Origin of the sequence: Pseudomonas poae, from assembly GCF_001439785.1 — a bacterium.
GTDB lineage: Bacteria > Pseudomonadota > Gammaproteobacteria > Pseudomonadales > Pseudomonadaceae > Aquipseudomonas > Aquipseudomonas poae.
Genome location: NZ_JYLI01000003.1, coordinates 23,077 through 44,321, shown reverse-complemented (window position 1 = coordinate 44,321; position 21,245 = coordinate 23,077). Strand labels below are relative to the sequence as shown.

At 58.1% G+C, this 21,245-nt stretch carries 15 protein-coding genes and 2 pseudogenes; 10 read left to right on the top strand and 7 right to left on the bottom strand.

Annotation, left to right across the window (positions count from 1 at the left end):
- Positions 1-14 precede the first annotated feature (14 nt).
- Positions 15-224: a hypothetical protein gene (locus tag TU75_RS03850; RefSeq protein WP_231982029.1), complete on the top strand. Its 210-nt coding sequence runs from the start codon at positions 15-17 to the stop codon at positions 222-224.
- Between the two features lie 308 nt (positions 225-532).
- Here TU75_RS03850 and TU75_RS28460 read toward each other — a convergent pair.
- The 3 genes and pseudogenes from TU75_RS28460 to TU75_RS03840 all read right to left on the bottom strand — a co-directional run.
- A pseudogene (locus TU75_RS28460) lies at positions 533-760 on the bottom strand (methyl-accepting chemotaxis protein); the annotation flags it as partial.
- 45 nt (positions 761-805) lie between these two features.
- A pseudogene (locus TU75_RS28455) lies at positions 806-1,537 on the bottom strand (PAS domain-containing protein); the annotation flags it as partial.
- A gap of 819 nt (positions 1,538-2,356) precedes the next feature.
- Positions 2,357-4,186 carry an ATP-binding protein gene (locus TU75_RS03840; RefSeq protein WP_141719177.1) on the bottom strand — a complete coding sequence of 610 codons (1,830 nt, stop codon included), beginning with the start codon at positions 4,184-4,186 and terminating at the stop codon, positions 2,357-2,359.
- Between the two features lie 351 nt (positions 4,187-4,537).
- Here TU75_RS03840 and TU75_RS03835 point away from each other — a divergent pair, with 351 nt between their 5' ends.
- The 5 genes from TU75_RS03835 (at position 4,538) to ggt (ending at position 10,947) form a co-directional block, all read left to right on the top strand.
- On the top strand, positions 4,538-6,328 hold the full coding sequence (locus TU75_RS03835) for a sensor domain-containing phosphodiesterase (RefSeq protein ID WP_060548252.1): 1,791 nt from the start codon (positions 4,538-4,540) through the stop codon (positions 6,326-6,328).
- A 1,145-nt stretch (positions 6,329-7,473) separates the two neighbouring features.
- Entirely contained in the window at positions 7,474-7,740 is a 267-nt protein-coding gene (locus TU75_RS03830) for a hypothetical protein (RefSeq protein WP_060548251.1), read from the top strand.
- A gap of 87 nt (positions 7,741-7,827) precedes the next feature.
- A complete protein-coding gene (locus TU75_RS03825) occupies positions 7,828-8,028 on the top strand; it encodes a KTSC domain-containing protein (protein ID WP_060548250.1) in 201 nt (66 codons plus the stop codon).
- Between the two features lie 273 nt (positions 8,029-8,301).
- Positions 8,302-9,081 (top strand): PhzF family phenazine biosynthesis protein, encoded by a 780-nt coding sequence (locus TU75_RS03820; RefSeq protein ID WP_060548249.1) that lies wholly within the window; start codon positions 8,302-8,304, stop codon positions 9,079-9,081.
- Positions 9,082-9,117: 36 nt separating this feature from the next.
- Positions 9,118-10,947 carry a gamma-glutamyltransferase gene (gene ggt, locus TU75_RS03815; RefSeq protein ID WP_060548248.1) on the top strand — a complete coding sequence of 610 codons (1,830 nt, stop codon included), beginning with the start codon at positions 9,118-9,120 and terminating at the stop codon, positions 10,945-10,947.
- A 178-nt stretch (positions 10,948-11,125) separates the two neighbouring features.
- Here ggt and ddlA read toward each other — a convergent pair whose 3' ends face one another.
- The gene (gene ddlA, locus TU75_RS03810) at positions 11,126-12,220 is read right to left on the bottom strand and encodes a D-alanine--D-alanine ligase (protein ID WP_060548247.1); all 1,095 of its coding nucleotides are present in this window, start codon (positions 12,218-12,220) and stop codon (positions 11,126-11,128) included.
- Between the two features lie 45 nt (positions 12,221-12,265).
- On the bottom strand, positions 12,266-12,904 hold the full coding sequence (locus tag TU75_RS03805; RefSeq protein WP_003232897.1) for a LysE family translocator: 639 nt from the start codon (positions 12,902-12,904) through the stop codon (positions 12,266-12,268).
- 134 nt (positions 12,905-13,038) lie between these two features.
- Here TU75_RS03805 and TU75_RS03800 point away from each other — a divergent pair, with 134 nt between their 5' ends.
- On the top strand, positions 13,039-13,848 hold the full coding sequence (locus TU75_RS03800; RefSeq protein WP_015371064.1) for an AraC family transcriptional regulator: 810 nt from the start codon (positions 13,039-13,041) through the stop codon (positions 13,846-13,848).
- A gap of 12 nt (positions 13,849-13,860) precedes the next feature.
- Here the strand turns inward: TU75_RS03800 and TU75_RS03795 are convergent, their stop codons facing one another.
- A complete protein-coding gene (locus TU75_RS03795; protein WP_003232893.1) occupies positions 13,861-14,181 on the bottom strand; it encodes a DUF2790 domain-containing protein in 321 nt (106 codons plus the stop codon).
- A gap of 221 nt (positions 14,182-14,402) precedes the next feature.
- On the opposite strand from TU75_RS03795, the gene TU75_RS03790 reads away from it, so the two are divergent.
- From TU75_RS03790 to TU75_RS03780, 3 genes are all read left to right on the top strand, one after another.
- Positions 14,403-15,722, top strand: a complete 1,320-nt coding sequence (locus TU75_RS03790) for an OprD family porin (protein ID WP_015371063.1) — start codon at positions 14,403-14,405, stop codon at positions 15,720-15,722.
- Between the two features lie 344 nt (positions 15,723-16,066).
- Complete coding sequence (locus TU75_RS03785; RefSeq protein ID WP_003232889.1) at positions 16,067-16,741, top strand: heavy metal response regulator transcription factor; 675 nt, start codon at positions 16,067-16,069, stop codon at positions 16,739-16,741.
- Positions 16,738-18,183 carry a heavy metal sensor histidine kinase gene (locus TU75_RS03780; protein WP_003232887.1) on the top strand — a complete coding sequence of 482 codons (1,446 nt, stop codon included), beginning with the start codon at positions 16,738-16,740 and terminating at the stop codon, positions 18,181-18,183. The genes TU75_RS03785 and TU75_RS03780 overlap by 4 nt, the downstream gene beginning before the upstream one ends.
- Here TU75_RS03780 and TU75_RS03775 read toward each other — a convergent pair.
- Positions 18,089-21,244 carry a CusA/CzcA family heavy metal efflux RND transporter gene (locus tag TU75_RS03775; RefSeq protein ID WP_060548246.1) on the bottom strand — a complete coding sequence of 1,052 codons (3,156 nt, stop codon included), beginning with the start codon at positions 21,242-21,244 and terminating at the stop codon, positions 18,089-18,091. The genes TU75_RS03780 and TU75_RS03775 overlap by 95 nt on opposite strands.
- Between the last annotated feature and the right edge of the window lies 1 nt (position 21,245).

Below are 21,245 nucleotides of genomic sequence, written 5' to 3'. Positions count from 1 at the left end.
CCATCGGTCCAATCATGAACAAACCACCACAGAACAGCTCACAGATGCCTGATTACCTGAAGGCCCGAAAGCTTCATTTAAACGGGATAATTGTCGGCATGGCTGGAGTGAAAAAACTCAACGCAAGAGCAACCAAAGACACCAAGGTTGAGACGCTCACGATTGATGCAATCAATGCAGAGCTTAATTTTATTGACCTCAAGCTCAAAAGAAAAAGCGGGTGATGAAAAAGCGGAAGCTTAAGCAGCTTCCGCTTCGCTAGATCCTGCTATAACGAAATAAGCCTCAAGATGTTGAGGCTTCTAATCTTTGGCAGCTAAGGGCTTAGGACCGCTTTCGATCAGAACATCAGCAACGATACAGAGCGCCCTACATAAATTCCCAACAGATGTTTCATATCTGGATGGGTAATGGATGCTCGAGCTCACTGCCGTTGGTTGCCTACTATAAATTTCATTGTACGTACCGAGGCAGCGAGCAGATGGGCGAATGTCGCGCTAGCTTGGCTTAAACAGAGCAGTAGTTAGCGGGCGATCATCCCGGCAGCTTGTTCGGTTGCTTCTGTAGTGCGAGTCGCGAGCTTGCGAACCTCGTCGGCAACGACTGCGAAGCCACGACCCGCTTCGCCAGCGCGCGCGGCCTCGATCGCCGCGTTCAGTGCCAGGAGATTTGTCTGGTTCGCAATGCTCTGTATAGTCCCAACTATCTGAGACAATTGAGCGATGTTGTCTTCAAGCGTCAGTTGATGCGCGACCTCTGCCTGTCGTAACGCTTCCTGCTCGTGCTGCAGATGGACATCCACAAGGGCTCCTACTACCCGAAGCGGCGAGCCAGAGGCGTCGCGCCGAGTCTGACCCCGAGCTCTGAACCATCGATATTCACCGCTCTTCATCTTGAGACGATACTCGATATCAAAGGGCGTTCTCCCAGACCGGTCGTTCAGGTGAGCTCCAAAGGCATTGAGGCTTTGCTCCTTATCATCCGGGTGCAGCCTGGATGCCCAGCTATCCAAGACATCAGGGAACTCCTCCACGGTTTCAAATCCAAGCAATCGTCTGAATTGAGGAGACCACCAGAATGGGTTCTTTGGGTTTACCGGGTCACCCGCAATAACTTCCATATCCCACAAACCGTCCGAGAGCATTTCCCGGGCCAGTTCGAACCTGGTGATGATCACGTCGTGCTCTTCATCTCGCTCAAGCTGATCATGGATGTCACGCAGAGAACCCGCTACGCGTATAGGCATACCTCGATCATCCCGCAGCGTTTCTCCTTGTGCGTAGAACCAGCGGTATGAGCCGTCCTTCATCGCAAGCCGATTTTTCACCTTATAAGGGGTATGCCCGGATTTATCGTTCAGATGACGGGTGAAAGCGTCAAGAGTGGCCTGCTTGTCCTGTGGATGCAGGCGATCAGCCCAACTGGCTAGAACATTTGGGAAGTCGCGCTCATCGCTGAACCCCAAGAGGTTGCGTAGTTGCTGAGACCACCAAAAACGATTTTTAGGATTCACGGGGTCGCCGGCGACTACTTCCATATCCCAAAGCCCTTCGCTGGAAGCGCGGTTCACAAGATCAAACCTGATCTCGTGCGCAGAAGCGGACGATGCTGCGTCGCGAAGTAGCTCACGAGCTGCTTCCAATTCCTGCTCAAGCTCCTGTATACGGGACCTGGAACCGCGATCGAGTGAATCGAACGCTCTCCAGGCATCATGGACTGCAGCTGCTTCAGCGCATCCGTCTACTTGTGGCGGTACTCCGCGAGTAATCGCAGTCACCAATTGTTGTATCGCGCGACGATCACGGCGCATTCCGAAGAGGGTAAGCATGGCAATTGGACTCATAATTGTTGCGGGCCCTATCCATGGCACCTCGCCATCTATATCGTCACGGACGAAAAAATCTGTACACAAATTTAAATTTGTACACGTTCTTTTTATATGAATTTCCCCAGAATGAGCATATGCCTCAACAGCCCTCAATTGAAGGTCGCTTGTAGTACGTTTCTACCGTTAGTGATGCTCAGTATTCAGCCAAAGGCGGACGCTTGCCGACCTGAAGCTCAAACTCTGCAAGCAAGAAGCCCACCCTCCGCTTACTCCGTTACCCAAAACACACCACCCCATCCTGATCGCTTCCTGGCGCCTACAGGATGTATCTGCAAGTTTGACTTAATCCTGCTTCGATGCTGCTGTGGGCTATTCGATCAAGGAATAGTGCTCGGCAGAAAGCAATGTGAGCAACGTGATTGGCTAGCGGTAGTTCGCCTGCTTTAGAAGATGCAGTCGATGGCTTCGCGGGCGGCAAGGCACGAAGGTTGAGAATTGCGTGGCGTATGCCTGAGGTGTCGAGTCTGCTCATCGTTGAGAGATTAAACGCTGCACAATTGCTTTAAGCTCTTTTAGGGCAAAGGGCTTTAGCAGGAGTTCGGTCTGGCCGCTTTTTTGTGCGATCGCCGGGACAGCGTTTTCCAAGAAGCCGGAAATGAAAAGGACTTTGAGTGTCGGGCATTTTTCGAGCGCGATCACCGCCAATTCATCGCCACTCATAATGCCGGGCAGGCCGATGTCCGTGATCAATAACGCTGCCTCTGCTTGCGTTTCCACCTCCCACAGCGCTTGTGCAGCGGTTCCAGCTTTGGTGACCTGATAGCCGACTTCTTCCAGCGCCTCACCAATAAGGTCACGAATAGCGACCTCGTCGTCTACCACGATTATCCTGGCGTTATCTGCCTGGAAATCGTGTTCCATACTGCTGGGTACGCTGACATCAACAGTTGCCGCCTCGCTGTGATGCAATGGCAGGAGAAGGCTCACCGTAGTGCCTTTCCCCATAACTGATTCGATCCGGGCTTCACCCGATGATTGCTGGGCAAAGCCATAGACCATCGAGAGGCCCAGGCCGGTTCCAGAGCCCAAGGGTTTGGTGGTGAAGAATGGGTCGAAAGCGCGCTCAAGCACGCTTTGTGGCATACCCACTCCAGTGTCAGATATCCGGAAAAGTGCGTATTGCCCTGCGTTCAGCGCTGTAGCGCCATCCGTAGTTTCTACGCGGGTCTGGCTGATTTCGATCCGTAGCCGACCTCCATTAGGCATAGCGTCGCGTGCATTGATGCACAGGTTGAGTATCGCGTTTTCCAATTGGTGGGCGTCACATAAGCACAGCAAGGTTTCTTCTGGTACCACTAGCTCCAGTTCGATCCGCGGCGTGAGGGTCCTGCTGATGAGTTCCCTCATTTCTTGAGCTAGCAACGCTGGGTCGACCACTGAGCTCGCCAGAGGTTGACGTCGGGCGTAGGCCAGCAGCCGATGCGTCAGAGAGGCTGCTCGGGCAGAAGCTTTTCGTGCGAGCCCTACATATAGTGGTAGATCCTCTTGCTTGCCCTGGGCGATACGTCGATCAAGCATGTCCAAGCTGCCAGTGATCACGGTCAGCAGGTTATTGAAGTCATGGGCCAATCCACCTGTTAGCTGGCCCACCGCTTCCATCTTCTGGCTCTGCTGCAACTGCGAGCTCACTTGATCGAGCGCTTCTTGACGTTCTTTGTATACAGTAACGTCCCGCGCGACCGCAAAGTACAGCCCCTCTCGACGTGCTATTCGCCAGTTCAGGTGCAGCGGTTTGCCATTGGCGCGAGAGCCTTGGGTATCGAGCTCTGCGATATCCCCTCTGCCGAGGGTGCGTAGGGCATCTGACAGTTGTGAGGGGGAGATGAAGCAGAAAAATGCACCGCCCTTGAGTTCTAGATCTGAAAGCCCGGTTTCGGTTTGCCAGGCCGGGTTCATCGCCACGACGTCCCCGCCCAAGGACAGTGTGCAGATTAGGTCAGGGGATACATTCCAGATACCATCTCGCTCCAGTGTACGACGCTCGACCTCATACTCCAGACGATCATTGACCGCGTAGAGGGCGCTCAAGGTTCTTCGGAACAAAGCGCAAACAACCGCCATGCCGAAAGTCACAAGGGCGAAACTCGCACTACTCGCCCACGCGGCAAAGCCATCATTAAAGCCAATCCCGCCAATGAAGAAATAGTGTGCGGTGACCACTGCTAGCACGCAGCCCAGGACCGACGGGGCAACACCGAAGAGGAAACCGATGAACATCAGGCCCGGTATAAAAAATAGGTACGGCAATGCCGTGAATGAAAGCTGAGCGCGCACGGCGGCACATAGCGCAATCACCATGACGGTGCCCGCGTAGCTAACCGGAGGGCTTGGCTGATAGCGCACCAATCGGCGCACCACCTCAAGAGTGCGAGAGAGAATACTTATCAAATGTTGCTCCGTCGGGGCCGGGTCGGAGAGCTGAGGTGCGAATTGTCGGCAGTCGATACGGCGACGGTTCGCCACCGCAGATAATTATCGGCAACAATGCCTTCAGCTTTAAGCAGTTCACAACCAGAGCCTATAGTTTCTGTCTAACAGCGTAATGGCTAACCATAATTGTGGGACTTTGGCGCCGTGATAAGCTCAACGCATAGAATTAAAACCTAATCCTAGTGTTTCCAGCCGACTTATCTTTCAATAGTAGCCGATATGACCACGTGTAACTCATCGCCCGAAGAAGAACGCGCACGACTGGTCGACGTAGACCGTTTGACCTCGGACTTGGAAAGCGGCTCGGACCCTGTGCTCAATAGCATCGTGGCGATGGTTGCCAGCTATTTTAAAGTGCCTACTTCGCTGGTAAGCATCATCGAACGCGACTACCAAGTTTTCAAAGCCCGTGTGGGCATGGAGCCTGAACGGACTCTGCGCGAAACGTCCTTCTGCGCCCACAGTCTCGACGAAGGGGGGGTGTTGGAAGTGTGCGACCCTGTCGCTGACCCACGCTTCTCGAGCAACCCGTTGGTATTAGGCGCTCCGTTCATCCGGTATTACGCAGGTGCTCCTTTGACGATCAAATCAGGGCGCAACCTGGGCAGGCTCTGCGTGATTGACCATAAAGCGCACGCGCCGATGGACGAGCAAGGGCGAACCCTTCTGCGCAACGCGGCCCAGGTCGTGGTGGCTCGCTTGGAATCCATGCATCGCTCGCATTACATCGATCCGATGACTGGCTTACCCAACCGTCAGCGCTTTGAAGCTGACATTCTGCAGGCAACTGATCAGGATGAGCGGATCGCTATCCTTATAGAGCCGCTCTCCGCATCTGGGATGGATAGTTTGGCGAAGTCGCTTGGCAGCGAGTTTTTTACCAACTTCATGCTGGCGGTCAAAGAGCTGCTCTTGAAGTTGCTGCCCGAAGGTACGCGCTTGTACCGCTCCGGTACCCTGGGTTTTGTCGCCCTGCTCAGCCACCGGACGCTATCACTGTCCAGCCTGGTCGATAGCATCGTGCATGCTTTCGAAAGGCCGTTGTACTGTGTGGATGTGCCCGTTTTCTCCGATGTAGGAATCTGCGTACTGTCGCTCAAGCACGATCCCGATCAGCCACGGGATATTCTGCGCCTGATGTCCAGCATTACTGATGCGGCGCGCCGAAGCGAGCAGCGTTGGCTCAATTACGATCCCGCGATCGATGCTAGCCTGCGTCGCAGCACCGCACTGCTCAATGACATCGAAGCGGCACTTGCCACCGTTGATCAGTTCAGGCTTGTCTACCAACCTCGTGTCGATCTTGCCAGCAACCGGTGCGTCGCAGTTGAGGCACTGCTGCGGTGGTCGCATCCCAAGCTAGGTGAAATTAGTCCCGCTGAATTCATCCCACTGGCCGAAAGCACAGCTTCTATTCGCCACATCACCAGTTGGGTAGTGCGGCGCGTCTGTGAGCAGCTATCAGAGTGGCGCGCTCAGGGCTTGGAAATAACTGTCTCCTTGAACGTCTCGGCACTGGATCTGACTGACGGGCAACTGTTCAATCAGTTGGTCGAGGCCCTGCAAGTTTTCAAGGTAGCACCACGATTCATTGAGCTCGAATTTACCGAAAGCGTTCTGGTAACCGATTTCCAGGCAGTGCGGGATCAGCTGCAACGCTTTCGCGATATCGGCGTTGCCATTGGGATTGATGACTTTGGCAGTGGCTACAGCAACTGGGCCTACCTGCGCCAGATTCCAGCAACTAGCGTCAAGCTCGATCGTTCACTATTGGCTGATCTTCAGCCGGGTAACAACGAATGGCACATCATCCGAGGCCTGATCAGCCTAGTGCGGAATCTTCGCCTGACCGTCGTGGCGGAAGGGGTTGAAACGGAGCTGCATTACCACCTGCTGCGAGGTTGGGGCTGTCAGCAGGGCCAAGGTTATTACTTCGCCAAGCCATTATCCCCAGTCGCCCTTCTTGCGTGGTTTGACGAGGGTATGTGGTTGTCTGAGCGGACTCGCTGACGTATCCGCTCTCGGCTTACGAGACTGGAGGAGACTCAGGTCGCGTCAGCTAAAGCCGACTTGAGTTGGATCAGTTTCTGGGCATTAGGGTCATAAGGGTTGCCTCGTCCCCCTATTACTAAGGGTTGAAGCTTGCACACCGACGGAGTGGCCGAGTGCAGTCGTTCTGTAGAGAGGTTGCATTCAGTACGTGAACCTCATCGTTGTTACTCACCTTTAACGCCTTTCGGTCCAAACCTTCGGAATGAATTTCGGCCTGCTTCGTTTCGGTGGGATTTGTCCAGCCATCGATAGCTACGTGAGAGCGATTCAAGGAGCGGATCGAATCCGATCTAAACGCATCTATACGCATCTATACGCATGATGAAACTCAGTATCGGAGCTGGAAAAGTATTCCCAAATCAGTCCTAACCTGGCGCGTTATAGAATATCGACCGAGAAATCCTGGAGTACTTTAGGTATAGCGGCAATGCTCAGGTTGAGATAGTAAGTCCCGGGTGTACTTCTGGCCGGTAGCAGCTCTCTAAGCGAAAGCCCATGGTTTGATGACACACACCGTATTCATCACAAGCACCTCCTCCCAAAGCACTCATAGATGTAACACCTATTTTCCGTGTAACACGCATATCGGCAAACCAGCTCCAGCTGTGTAACGCAATATAAAATGATTAAAATCATATAGTTATAGTCTTATGTAACACACGTAACACCTGTAACACGGTTTTATTAGGCTAACCCCCTAGCCCCTATAATATTGCTCCTTCAGCGAAGCTGAGGTGGGTCATGGTCTTGGCTTTGGTTCGACGGTGGGGACCCTGAAGCATTCTTCTAGGTACGGGGCAAAGAACCCGCGCGTTCGTGTTAGCGGATGGATTTTTTAAGTTGGTTGACAGGTTGACGTGGTTGACACCCATCACCATGGTTGACGCTATGCAGGTGTTCACTATCAGCAACAGATACAGCCACCTTTACCGAAGCTGTAACGGTGGCCCTTTTTCTTCAAGATCCTTTCAATTTCAACGATTGAAATTTCAGTAACTTCCGGCACCTCCCACTAACTCGATCCCGCGGGTTTCATGCCCCGTATACTCAGGATATCGACAGGGTCCCCAGCACCTTTTTCTGCCGCCCACCCGAGATCTCAGATGAATAACCTTCAGAAGCTGATCGCAAATGCCCGAGCCGGCTTAGCTCTCCACGAAAAAATCTCTGATGACGATTGGCAGGCAATCGCTAGGCAATGCGGTGCCGCTGAAGTCGAAGAAATCGAACAGCGTATCGTCAGTTTACGAGCTGAGTTAGAGACGGTTGAGGAGTGGGACGGGGATACGCTAGATGAGATACACGTCGCGATTCACCGCTTCACCCAATTACTGAGGTTAGCGAAAGCACGGTCTCCCAGCGGGTTTTAGACCTCTGAAGCAAACACCCGGCGGATTGGCTTAGTATCGAGTGATCGAGCTACCAACCTGGAGCTCGTCGCTGCTAGGGAAAGTGATATGGATATGGTTGCTGTTCGATCTGATGCAATGACCTCTGTTGGCTACGATGCTGCCACCAAGAGAATGAGAATCCGCTTTCAGCAAGGGCACTCCTACGACTTCTGTAACGTCCCCCCGACGATCCACCAAGGGTTGATGTCAGCTAGCTCAAAGGGCTCTTACTACAACCGGTACATTCGTGATCGCTACCAGTGCTGAGGGCATGGTTGAGAGGTAACAAGGAGGGGCATGTATGCCCACATGTATGCCTAACTCACAACACACCAACAAAACCTATATATAACAGCACTATACAGACCCAGTTCAAATGACTGCGTAGCCACCAAGTACTAAAAACGGCTTACCGAAAGGTAGGCCGTTTTTTTATGCCTTGAGAAAAGTGTCTGAATCGCACAAAAACTTCCCAACTGTATTTTGACGCCCCCCGACCCCACTGTTAGTGTCCAGCCTCCCCACATGGAGCGCCCTGCGGTGAAACTGGACATCTATCAAGTCGACGCCTTCAGCCAACATCCGTTCGGCGGCAACCCCGCAGCCGTCTGCCCGCTCACCGAGTGGTTGCCCGACGAGCAGTTGCAGAACATCGCCGCCGAGAACAACCTCTCGGAAACCGCGTACTTTGTGCCCCGTGGCGAGCACTATGAGTTGCGCTGGTTTACCCCCCAAGTTGAAGTGGACCTGTGCGGCCATGCCACGCTGGCGGCGGCCTGGGTGTTGTTCCATGCGCTGGCGGATGCGCCGCAGGTGCTGCGCTTTGCCACCCGCAGCGGCGAGCTGCGGGTGACGCGCCATGGCGACGAGTTGGCCATGGACTTCCCGGCCCGGCACCCGGAACGCTGCGAGCCGCCCGCCGAACTGTTGAGCGCCTTGGGGATTGAGCACGCCGAGGTATTCGGCACCGATGACTACATCGTAGTGGTGGACAACGAGGCCCAGGTCGCTGCACTGACGCCGGATTTTGCACGTCTTAAGGGCTTGCCCAAGCGCGGCATTGCCGTGACGGCCAGAAGCACGCGGTTTGATTTTATCTCGCGCTGGTTCGGGCCCAATGTGGGGGTCAATGAAGACCCGGTCACGGGTTCCGCGCACACGTCACTGGCGCCATTCTGGGCGGCACGCCTGGGCAAATCGCAATTGACTGCCGAGCAGGGCGGCACGCGCAAGGGCCAGTTGCGCTGCGAGCTTCAGGGTGACCGCGTGATTATTTCCGGCAAGGCCGTGCTGTACATGCAAGGCACGATTTACCTGTAGAACGCAACGCCTCACGGACAGCAGATCATTCTCAACATGAAAGGAGTTCAGTGCGTGCTTTCAATTTCCCGCCGCCCTTTGTCGGTCATTGCCGCAGCCCTGGCCCTGTCGGCCTGTCACACCACGCTCAACGAAACGCCACCCGCGCCGGAGCTGGGGTCGGGTTATCGCACCGACCTCACCCTGCGCCATGCCGAACGCCACATGGCGGCTGCGGCGAACCCGCTGGCTGCCGAAGCCGGACGGGAGATGCTGCGCCAGGGCGGCTCGGCGATCGATGCGGCGATAGCCATGCAAGCCGTGCTGACCCTGGTGGAGCCGCAGTCTTCCGGCATCGGCGGCGGCGCCTTCATCATGCTGTGGGACGGCGAAAATGTGCACGCCTATGACGGTCGTGAAACCGCACCAGCCGCAGCGACCGAGCGTTTGTTCCTGAACGCCGACGGCACTCCGATGGCCTTCACCGATGCACAGATCGGCGGGCGCTCCGTCGGTACACCCGGTGTGTTGCGCGCGCTGGAGATGGCGCATAAAAAGACCGGCCACCTGCAATGGGCCAAGTTGTTCGAGCCGGCGATTCGCTTGTCGGAACAGGGTTTTGCGATCTCCCCACGGTTGCACAGCCTGATCGCGGCTGACCGTTTTATCGCGCAGTCACCGGACATGGCTGCCTATTTCCTGAAGGCCGATGGCACGCCGAAAGACACCGGCACAGTGCTGAAAAACCCGGCACTGGCCGCCGTGTTCAAGCGCATTGCCCAAGAGGGCCCGGACGCACTGTACCGTGGTCCGATTGCCGAAGAGATCGCACGCAAGGTGCAGAGCCACGGTAATGCGGGTGGCCTGTCCAAGTCCGACCTCGCGGCTTACGTCGCCAAAGAGCGCGCGCCGCTGTGCACCGACTACAAGCGCTGGAAAATCTGTGGCATGCCGCCGCCGTCGTCCGGCGCGATTGCAGTGGCGCAGATCCTCGGCACATTGCAGGCACTGGAAACCCGCGACCCGCGCCAGGCACTCGCGTCGATGACACCGGTCAAGAATGCCACCCCGGCCGGGTTCGAACCCACGCCGCAGGCTGTGCACCTGCTCGCCGAAGCTGGCCGCCTGGCGTTTGCCGACCGCGCGCAGTATGTGGCCGATGCGGACTTCGTGCCGGTGCCGGTTGCCGGTCTCGTTGCACCGGAGTATCTGGCGCGGCGTGCCGACCTGATCGGCGAGCGCAGCATGGGGATCGCCAAACCGGGACAGCCCGCGGGCATCCAGGTGGCCTATGCACCGGACCGATCGCCGCTGCGCATTTCCACCTCACAGGTGGTGGCCGTGGATGACCTGGGCGGCGCCGTATCGATGACCACCACAGTGGAAGCGGCCTTTGGCTCCCATGTGATGGTCCAGGGCTTCTTGCTGAATAACCAGATGACCGACTTTTCGTTCATCCCCGAAGAAAACGGTCAGCCGGTTGCCAACCGTGTGCAGCCGGGCAAACGCCCGCGCTCGGCCATGGCGCCCACACTGGTATTCGACCGCCAGAGCGGTGAGTTGCTGGCCACGCTGGGCTCCCCCGGCGGCTCGCAGATCATTGAATATGTGAGCAAGACGCTGGTGGCGATGCTCGACTGGCACCTCGACCCGCAAGCCGCCATCAACCTGCCCAATTTCGGCAGCCGAAATGGCCCGACGGAACTGGAGGCTGGATTGTTCAGCGCGGGCATGAAAAAGGCGCTTAAGGAAAAAGGCCATGCGCTGAGCGAGATCGACATGACCAGCGGCGTGCAGGCGATTGTTCGCGTGCGCGATGCCCAGGGCAAGGTGTCCCTGAGCGGCGGCGCGGATCCTCGGCGCGAGGGTGAAGCGTTGGGTGACTGACCTGATGCCATAAACTGTTCAAAACCTGCTCCCCTATGTGGCGAGCAGGCTCGTCCTGCGTTGGGGTGCGCAGCAGCCCCAAAACCAGGCGCTGAGCCGTATCAGGTACACCGCGTTTTGCTGGATTTGGGGGCGCTACGCACCCCAACGCGGGGCAAGCCCGCTCGCCACATAGCTGTCAGCGACTGGTCTTCAACCCCTTGCGCCCCGCATGCCGCTCCAGCGCCAGGTCGATCAGCCGGCTCACCAGTTCGCTGTAGCTCATCCCCGCAGCCTGCCACAGCTTGGGGTACATGCTGATGCGGGTGAAGCCGGGCAACGAGTTGATTTCGTTGATCAGCACTTCGCCGTCGTCCGTGAGAAACACATCAACCCGCGCCAGACCGGCGCAACCCAGCACCTCGAACGCCTCAACGGCCAGGCTGCGAATACGCTCGCAGGCCTGCGTGCTGATATCCGCTGGCACCACCACCTGGGCGGCCTGGTCGTCGATGTATTTGCTGTCGTAGGAGTAGAAGCCGCTGCTCACCACGATCTCGCCGCAACCGCTGGCAATCGGGCGCTCGTTACCCAGCACCGCGCATTCGATTTCACGGCCGCTGACGGCGGACTCCACCAGCACTTTTTCATCAAACCCGAGCGCCAGTTCTACAGCGGCGTGGTACTCGGCTTCGTCGGCGACTTTGCTGACGCCCACCGATGAGCCCTGGTTGGCGGGTTTGACGAACATCGGCAGGCCCAGTGTGTTCACCGCCATGTCAAAGGATGTACGCGCGACGGTACGTCGGGTGAGGGTGATGAACGGAGTGACGGCAATGCCTGCGTCGCGCAGCAGACGCTTGCTGATGTCCTTGTCCATGCACACCGCCGAACCGAGCACGTCGGAGCCAACGAAGGGCAGGTCCGCCATGCGCAGCAAGCCTTGCAGGCAGCCGTCCTCGCCAAGGGAACCGTGAACGATGGGGAAAATCACATCGATATGTTCCAGCAGAGCCTGGCCGGAGGTTTCCACCACTTGCTGGCTGGCCTTGCCCGGCACTACCGCCAGCTCACGATTGGATTGGTTGAGGGCGATCAGGGCCGGGTTTTCCTGATTGATCAGAAAGTCCGAGGTGTCGTTCAAGTGCCAGTGCCCGGCCTTGTCGATACCCATCAAAATCGGCTCGAAGCGCGAACGGTCCAATGCATCGACAATGTTGCGCGCCGATTGCAACGACACCTCATGCTCAGCCGACCGGCCACCAAAAATAATACCTACACGCAACTTGCTCATGACACGGCCTCACTGTTGAACGTGAGGCTTCTTTACCATGGGCCGTCAACGATTCGCCACCAGATGTATACCAAATAACAGATAGCAACTGCCGGCAAGACGATCCAGCCACTTGCGCGAACGAGTGTAGAGATCAGCCATGCGCTCGCTGGAAAACACCAGCGCCACGCAGGCATACCAACTGAACGATAAAGTGGCCATGATCACCACGGCCAGGGTCAGCAAAACCGCAGAGGGAGACGGTGGCATAGTAGAGGCGAAGATAGTGGTCACAAAGAGTGCCGCCTTGGGGTTCGACAGATTACCCAGCAGCCCCAGACGCCAGGCGGAAAACAACGAGCGCCTGGGCTCATCCGGCAAAAGGTTCTGGCCCATGGTCGGTGCCGAGCGCTTGAAGAGTTTCAGTGCAAGGTAAATCAGGTAGCAACCGCCGATAAGCTTGAACGCCACGTACAACATCGGCGCAGCGGTAAACAATGACTTGATCCCCAGGCCACCTGCCAATCCCCAGATGACCGTGCCAGTAGCCACGCCTGCCGAAACCACGACACCATGACGACGCGAACAGCTGGCGGCCAACTGTGCCGCGTTGAAGAAATTGGGACCGGGCGTGATCACCGCGACGGTCCATAGCAGCGCCAGCGAAACCAGTGGGGTCACGTAAGCGAAATTGAACGACTCCATAAGGGCAGCTCCAGCGCGTGCACGAGTGCAGATCATAGGCCTGGCCCTGGCAACGCACAATCGTTCAAGACCCGCGCAGACAAGCACCGGCACACTGGGGTAACGTCATTCCACTTCCTTTTGTGGCAATCATCATGGGTAAATCAACCACCCCCCTGGACTGGCTCCACCGCGCGCCGCACGCCAGCGGCCTGGACCGTATCGAAGCGTACTTCGCCGGCTTTGCGTTCGACCCCCATCGCCATGACACCTACGCCATCGGGCGTACGCTGTTTGGCGTGCAGAGTTATCACTACCGCGGCTGCATGACCCACAGCCTGCCCGGTGCGACGATGGTCATTCATCCCGATGAAACCCATGACGGCCGCGCCAGCAGTGTGGAAGGCTTCAAGTACCGCATGATTTACGTGGAGCCGGCGCTGATCCAGCAGATTCTCGGCGGCCGTCCACTGCCGTTTATCCACAGCGGCCTGTCGACTGACCCGCGCCTGTTCCGTGCCAGCGAAGTGCTGCTGCAAAGCCTGGATTGCCCGATTGACCCGATGCAGGAGCAAGATGCCCTGTTCGACCTGGCGCACGCGTTGAATGCTGCCTCGGGCGCGATCATCAGCCGCAAATCCTTCGACTATGTCGCCGCCGAGCGGGCCCGGGAGTTTATCCACAGCGCCCTGGGCCGCAGCATTACCCTGGATGAAATGGCCGACCACGCCGACCGCGACCGCTGGGCCCTGTCGCGGGATTTTCGTCTGCTGTTCGGTACCAGCCCCTATCGCTACCTGACCATGCGTCGACTGGACCTGGTGCGCAACCTGCTTGCCCAGGGCCAGTCGCTGGTGGATGCGGCGCTGACTGCGGGCTTCACCGACCAGAGCCACATGACCCGGCAATTTCGCAGCACCTACGGCATGCCCCCCTCGCGCTGGGTGAAGATGCAGGGCCGCTGAGGCCCAGACGCATCACTTCATGCGGCATACGCCCATCACTTGATACTCCAGGGTGTTGAGCTTTCCTGCCGAATCCCAATAGGTCATGCGTGACGGCACCGCGTTGCACGAGCGGATCGGCGGCGAAATGTTGACTACCTTGGCAATGTCCAGATTCATGCCGTAGCGATACACCTGCACCTGAGGTGCCGGCAGGCCTCTCTTCTCGGCGTATGCCGCCATGGCTCTTTCATTCCCCTCCAGAAGCGCCGCATAAGTGCGCTCCCCCTGCGCCAATGCGCCGGATGACAGCAGTGCAGCGAGTAAACCCAGGCCAACTGTCTGTAAGTTCATTACACGTTCCTCGACTGAAAAGTTCAGCGTCGAGACTATCCAAACCACCCTGACGACAGGGTCACCGCAAGATTACTTATTTGATAGATAACAGTAACTTTCCAGGATCGTAATGTTCGCGCCACCCAGTCGTTATTCACCGTTTGCAACTATCGCCCTGGGCACTTCAACGCCCACCTTCATAAATAAAAAGCTGGTTATTGCCAGACTCAGGAGCGAACATGAATATCCGCAAAATGACTCTGCCTCTCTCGTTATGCGCCGCGTTGCCGCTGGCAGCGGGGGCGGCACAGGAGCATCCCGAGGGCTTTATCGAGGGCAGCAGCGTCAAGCTGTTGATGCGCAACTTTTACTTCAATCGCGATGAGCGCAATGGTCGATCCAGCCCTACCGGCAATGGTTATTCCGAAGCCTGGGCGCAGGGCCTGATCGGCAAATTCGAATCCGGCTTTACCCAGGGCACCGTGGGCTTTGGCCTGGACGCGTTTGCCATGCATGGCCTCAGGCTCGATTCGGGCAGGGGCCGCAGTGGCGGCAAGGGCTCATTCAGCGTGATGCCGGTAGACAGTAACAACAGACCGGAAAGCACCTACAACAAAGTGGGTGGCGCGGCGAAGTTGCGCTTTCTGGACACGGTGATCAAGGCCGGCGATGTGTTCCCTGCCACGCCCGTCGTGGCGGCTGGCGACTCGCGCGTGTTGCCGGAAAGCTTTCGCGGCGTCACCGTACAGAACACCAGTTTTGAAGGCCTGAGCCTGCAGGGCGGGCAATTGAGCGGGATGAGCCAGCCCTCCCAGAGCGGCAGGAACAAAGAGTTCGCCACGTTTTACGCGGGCAAGGTCGATTCACCCTGGGTCGGTTATTTCGGCGGCGATTACCAGTTCAACCCGCACTTGAGCGCTAGCGTCTATGGCAGTCGCCTGAAGGATGCCTGGGACCAGTACTACTTCGGCACTACCGCCAGCTATCCACTGAGCGAGGACGTGTCGCTGTTTGGCAATTTCAACTATTACAACGTGAAAGACGAAGGCCGCAAACTGCGAGGTGAATTGAACAACAACATCTGGAGCGCGCGTCTGGGGGTGGAGGTCGGCGCCCATCGCGTGGCCGTTTCGCACCAGCGCAACAACGGCAACAACGACTTCGACTACCTGCGCCAGTCGGACTCCAACGTCCTCGAAAACTCCATGCAGTACAGCGACTTCAACTCGCCCAAGGAGCGCTCATGGATGGTGCGCTACGACCTGGACATGCAGTCCTTCGGCATCCCCGGTCTCTCGTTCATGACCCGCTACGGCAGAGGCTCGGGTGCCGACTACAGCAACGCCAATTCGGTGTATGTGCGCAATGATGCCGCAGGCAACCCGCTGACCGGGCAAAGCCGTTGGGAGCGAGATGTGGAAGCACGGTACGTGGTGCAAACCGGTAATTTGAAGGACTTGTCCCTCAGGCTGCGTCAGGCGACCATCCGTTCAAGTGCGTTCGACGCGGACCTGGAAGAAGTCCGCCTTATCGTCGAATACCCGCTGGCCATACTCTGAACCCGCGCCTTACATGCATGTAGCGATGCCTTTCATCGGCTGACACATTCAAGCCTGTCAGAACTGTAATAACGAACTCACCTTCTCGTTAAGTTGCAATTTTTAAACTCGCTTACTCGATACCCTTCATCTCTGCGGCTTTTGTATAGCTCCTTTGGAACAGAGATGAATATTTACGCCCCCTGCGGGGGCGTTTTTTTTGCGTTGAACTTAAGCGGCCAAATGTCGCACTGGCCTTACATCACTTGACCCTAAAGCCTCTTCACGTTTGAGACTTCCCCTACAGCTAACTCAGAGCCTTCTGTGAGGCCATATCATTTCCCTATTCTTGAAGGAAAATCCCTATGCGCATCCTGGTTGTTGAGGACGAGCAGAAAACCGCCGACTACCTGCAGCAAGGCCTGACCGAAAGCGGTTACGTCGTCGACTGCGCCGCCAGCGGCATCGATGGCTTGCACCTGGCGCGGCAACACAGTTATGAACTGGTGATCCTTGATGTCAATTTGCCCAACACCGATGGTTGGGGCGTGCTCGAGCAATTACGCCGCGATGGCAACCAACGCGTGATGATGCTGACGGCACGCGGGCGCCTGGCAGACAAGATCAAAGGCCTGGACATGGGCGCCGACGATTACCTGGTCAAGCCCTTTGAATTCCCCGAATTACTGGCCCGCGTGCGCACCCTGTTGCGTCGCAGCGAACATATTCCGCTGCCGGAGGTGCTGCGCGTTTCGGACCTGGAGTTGGACCCGCGCCGGCATCGAGCCTACCGCGGCAACCGACGTATCGACCTGACCACCAAGGAGTTCGCGCTGCTGCATGTGTTGATGCGCCAGAGTGGCGAGGTGATGACCCGCACGCAGATCATTTCCCTGGTATGGGACATGAACTTCGATTGCGACACCAACGTGGTGGAAGTGTCCATCAGCCGTCTGCGCGCCAAGGTCGATGACCAGAGCGAGGTCAAGCTGATCCACACCATACGCGGCGTGGGCTATGTGTTGGAGGCGCGCCAATGAAAACCAGCAGCCTGTCGACGCGCCTGGGGCTGATGGTCAGCCTGATGGGCGCGGGCCTGGTGCTGCTGCTGGCAACTCTGGCCTTCCTGGTGCTCGACCACGAACTGGAAAAAATGGCGCGCAAGAGCCTGGAAAACAAGATGGAGTTGATTCAGCACAGCCTGACCATGAACCTCAACACGCGCGAGATCGCGACCCGCAACCATCCTCTGCCGGACCTGGTAATGGGTCACGATAATTTCTACCTGACCATCGTCGGACCATCGCCGACCGCCGAGGTGTTGCTCAGTATCGGCACCAAAGTTCAGGAACCGCTGATGACCGACTTTACCGCCAGTGAAACCCTGGCCTATCTGACCTGGGCCGACGGGCGCGGCAACCAGCAGCTCGGCGCCTCGCGGCTGATGCGCCTGCGCAGTGGTGAAAATGTGCGAGTGCTGCTGACACGAGACCGTACCGATGATCAAGCGTTGCTCAGTGCCTACCTGCGCTCCACCCTGTTCGTCCTGCCCTTGTTGCTGCTGCTGATCGGCCTGGGCGCCTGGTGGCTGGTGCAACGCGGGCTGGCTCCCTTGAAACAGTTCAGCCATGTCGCCGCCAAGGTCACCACCCAGGACCTGACCCATCGTCTGGCCGTGAACAACCTGCCAAAGGAACTGGCAGAACTGGCGCAGTCGTTCAACGTGATGCTCGACCGGCTGGACGCGGGGGTGCAGCAGCTGTCGCAGTTTTCCGACGATCTTGCCCACGAATTGCGCGCGCCCCTTACCAACCTGATGGGCAAGACCCAAGTGACACTCTCGCGTGCGCGCCCTCCAGAGGACTACAAGGCGGTGTTGGAGTCCAACATCGAAGAATTCGAGCGCCTGGCGCGCATCGTCTATGACATGCTTTTTCTGGCTCAGGTAGGCCACCCATCCGCCCGCGCATCGTTCACCACGGTGTCGCTGGCGCAGGAGGCCGAGCGGGTGATGGAACTGTTCGCCCTGAGCGCCGAAGAAAAACACCTGAGCCTCACCCTTAGCGGGAACGCCCAGGTACAGGGCGACCGCCTGATGATTCAACGTGCACTCTCCAACCTGCTGTCCAACGCCATTCGCCATAGCCCGGAGGGTGGATGCATTCCTCTGCGCGTAGAGGCCTGTGCCAACACCGTATCCCTGTCGGTGAGCAACGCCGGGCCGGGTATAGACGCCCATCACCTGCCGCACGTGTTCGAGCGTTTCTACCGGGCCGACAGCAGCCGTGCGCGTACCGAGGGCGGCACCGGCCTGGGCCTGGCCATCGTGCAGTCGATCATGACCCTGCACCAGGGGCTGGCCGACGTGCACAGCCAGCCCGGTGGTTTTACGCTGTTTCGACTGGTGTTTCCTCGTCCTTGCGGTGCGCCCACTGATACAACGCCGGCAACACCAGCAAGGTCAGCAATGTCGAAGAAATGATCCCGCCGATGACCACCGTGGCCAACGGCCGCTGCACCTCGGCACCGGTGCCGGTGGCCAGGGCCATGGGGATAAACCCAAGAGACGCCACCAGCGCTGTCATCAACACCGGGCGCAGTCGGGTCAGGGCGCCTTCGTTGATCGCCAGCGACAGCGAATGCCCTTCCTCGCGCAGGTTGCGGATGAAGGCGATCATCACCAGCCCGTTGAGCACCGCCACACCGGACAACGCGATAAAGCCCACGCCCGCCGAGATCGACAACGGGATATCGCGCAGCCACAAGGCCATGATTCCGCCGGTCAGCGCGAACGGAATGCCGGTGAACACCAGCAAGCCGTCCTTGATGTTGTTGAACATCATGAACAACAAGCCGAACACCAACAGCAACGCCACTGGCACCACGATGCGCAGGCGCTCGGAGGCTTCCCTCAATTGCTCGAACTGACCACCCCAGGTGGTCCAGTAACCTGCGGGCACTTTCACACCGCTGCTGATCGAGGCCTCGGCTTCTTCCACGAACGAGCCGATATCCCGTCCGCGCACGTTGGCGCTGACGATAACCAGGCGCTTGCCGTTCTCGCGACTGACCTGATTGGGGCCCAGCACCAGATCGAGGCTGGCGACCTGGGACAACGCGATGAAGCCCAACTGCCCCGAAGGGTTGCCCGCCAATGCCGGCACGGGAATCAACAGGCGTGACAGTCCGTCGATATCGGTGCGCAGCGTGTCGGACAAACGTACCACCATGTCAAATCGACGGTCACCTTCATACAGCGTACCGGCCTTGCGTCCACCGACCGCAACGGCAATGGTGTCCTGCACATCGCCAGCATTGATACCAAAACGCGCCGCCTTTTCGCGGTCGATATTGATCGTCAGCACGGGCAAGCCGGACGTCTGCTCCACCTTGACCTCCGAGGCGCCGTCAATCCTGCGCAAGGTCTCGGCGATCTCGCTGGCGGTGCTGTTGAGCACCGCCATGTCATCACCAAATACTTTCACCGCCACATCGCTGCGCACCCCTGAGATCAACTCGTTGAAGCGCAGCTGGATAGGTTGCGACAGTTCATACGCGCTGCCCGGCACTATCGCACTGGCGCGCTGGATATCGGCGATCACCTCCTCGCGGGATTTGTTCGGGTCGGGCCATTGCTCCTTCGGTTTGAGCATCAGGTAGCTGTCGGAAATATTCGGCGGCATCGGGTCGGACGCAATCTCAGCCGTGCCCGTACGCGCGAACACTCGCTCGATTTCCGGCACTTGGGCCAGCAAGGTTTTTTCCAGCCGCTGCTGCATCTGCACCGATTGCGTGAGGCTGGTGCCAGGTACGCGCAAGGCCTGCTGGGCGAAGTCGCCTTCACTGAGACTGGGGATGAATTCGCTGCCCATGCGGCTGGCCACCAGCCCCGTGCCGATGATGGTCAGCACGGCCAGGCCGAACACCAGCGGCCGACGCGCCATCACCCAATCCAGTACTGGCGCATACACCCGACGCGCGCTGCGCATCACCAGGTTCTCCTCTTCCTTGACCTTGCCGGTAACAAACAGCGCAATCGCCGCCGGTACGAAGGTCACCGACAGAATCATCGCCCCCAGCAATGCGGTTACCACGGTGAAGGCCATGGGGTGGAACATCTTCCCGGCGACACCGGTAAGCGCAAAGATCGGCAGGTACACCACCATGATGATCAACTGCCCGTAGATCAGCGCCCGCCGCGCCTCCCTGGCGGCGGCGAATACCTCATGCAGGCGCTCGCTGCGGGTCAACAGACGGCCATGTCGATGTTGCGCATGGGCCAGGCGGCGGATCGAGTTCTCGACGATCACCACCGCGCCATCAACGATGATGCCGAAGTCCAGCGCGCCAAGGCTCATGAGGTTGGCGCTGACTTTGTTGGTGAACATGCCGGTAAAGGTGAACAGCATCGCCAGCGGAATAACCATCGCCGTGATCAGCGCCGCACGGATATTGCCCAGGAACAGGAACAGCACCGCCACCACCAGCAACGCCCCCTCGAAGAGGTTGCGCTTGACCGTAGCAATGGCTTTTTCGACCAGGTTGGTGCGGTCGTAGACGGTAACCGCCACCACCCCTGCAGGCAGCGAACGGTTGACTTCCTCGAGCTTCTTGGCCACGGCCTGGGACACGCTGCGGCTGTTCTCGCCGATCAGCATGAACACCGTGCCCAGCACCGCTTCGCGGCCGTTCTCGGTGGCCGCGCCGGTGCGCAGCTCGCGGCCGATCTCGACCTGCGCCACATTACGCACGCGAATCGGCGTGCCGTCCGCCGAGGTGATGACGATATTGGCAATATCGTCGATCGACGCCACCTGCCCCGGTGCGCGGATCAACAACTGCTCGCCGCTGCGCTCGATATAGCCGGCACCGACGTTGGCATTGTTGCGCTCCAGCGCCGTGACCAGGTCATTCAACGTGAGGTTGTAGGCCGCCAGGCGCTTGGGGTCCGGGGCGATCTGGTATTCCTTGGCGAAGCCGCCAATGGTGTTGATCTCCGCCACGCCCGGCACGTTGCGCAATTGCGGCTTGATGATCCAGTCCTGGATCACGCGCAGGTCCGTCGGCGTGTAGGGCGTGCCATCGTCCTTGCGTGCGCCCTCCCCGGCCTCCACGGTCCACAGGAAAATCTCCCCAAGCCCGGTGGAAATCGGCCCCATGGCGCTCTCGATGCCCTCGGGCAATTGCTCGCGGGCCACTTGCAGGCGCTCGTTGACCAATTGCCGGGCAAAGAACAGATCGGTGCCGTCCTTGAAAATCACCGTCACCTGCGACAACCCCGAACGCGACAACGAACGCGTCTGCTGCAGGCCGGGCAACCCGGCCATGGCGGTTTCGATGGGAAAGGTGATGCGCTGCTCGGTTTCCAGCGGCGAGAACCCCACCGCCGCCGAGTTGATCTGCACCTGCACGTTGGTGATATCGGGCACGGCGTCGATGGGCAATTTCTGATAGCTGGCGATACCGACACCGGCCATCAGCAGCACCGCCAGCAGCACAATGACGCGCTGCTCGATGGCGAATTGAATAAGGCGCTCAAACATG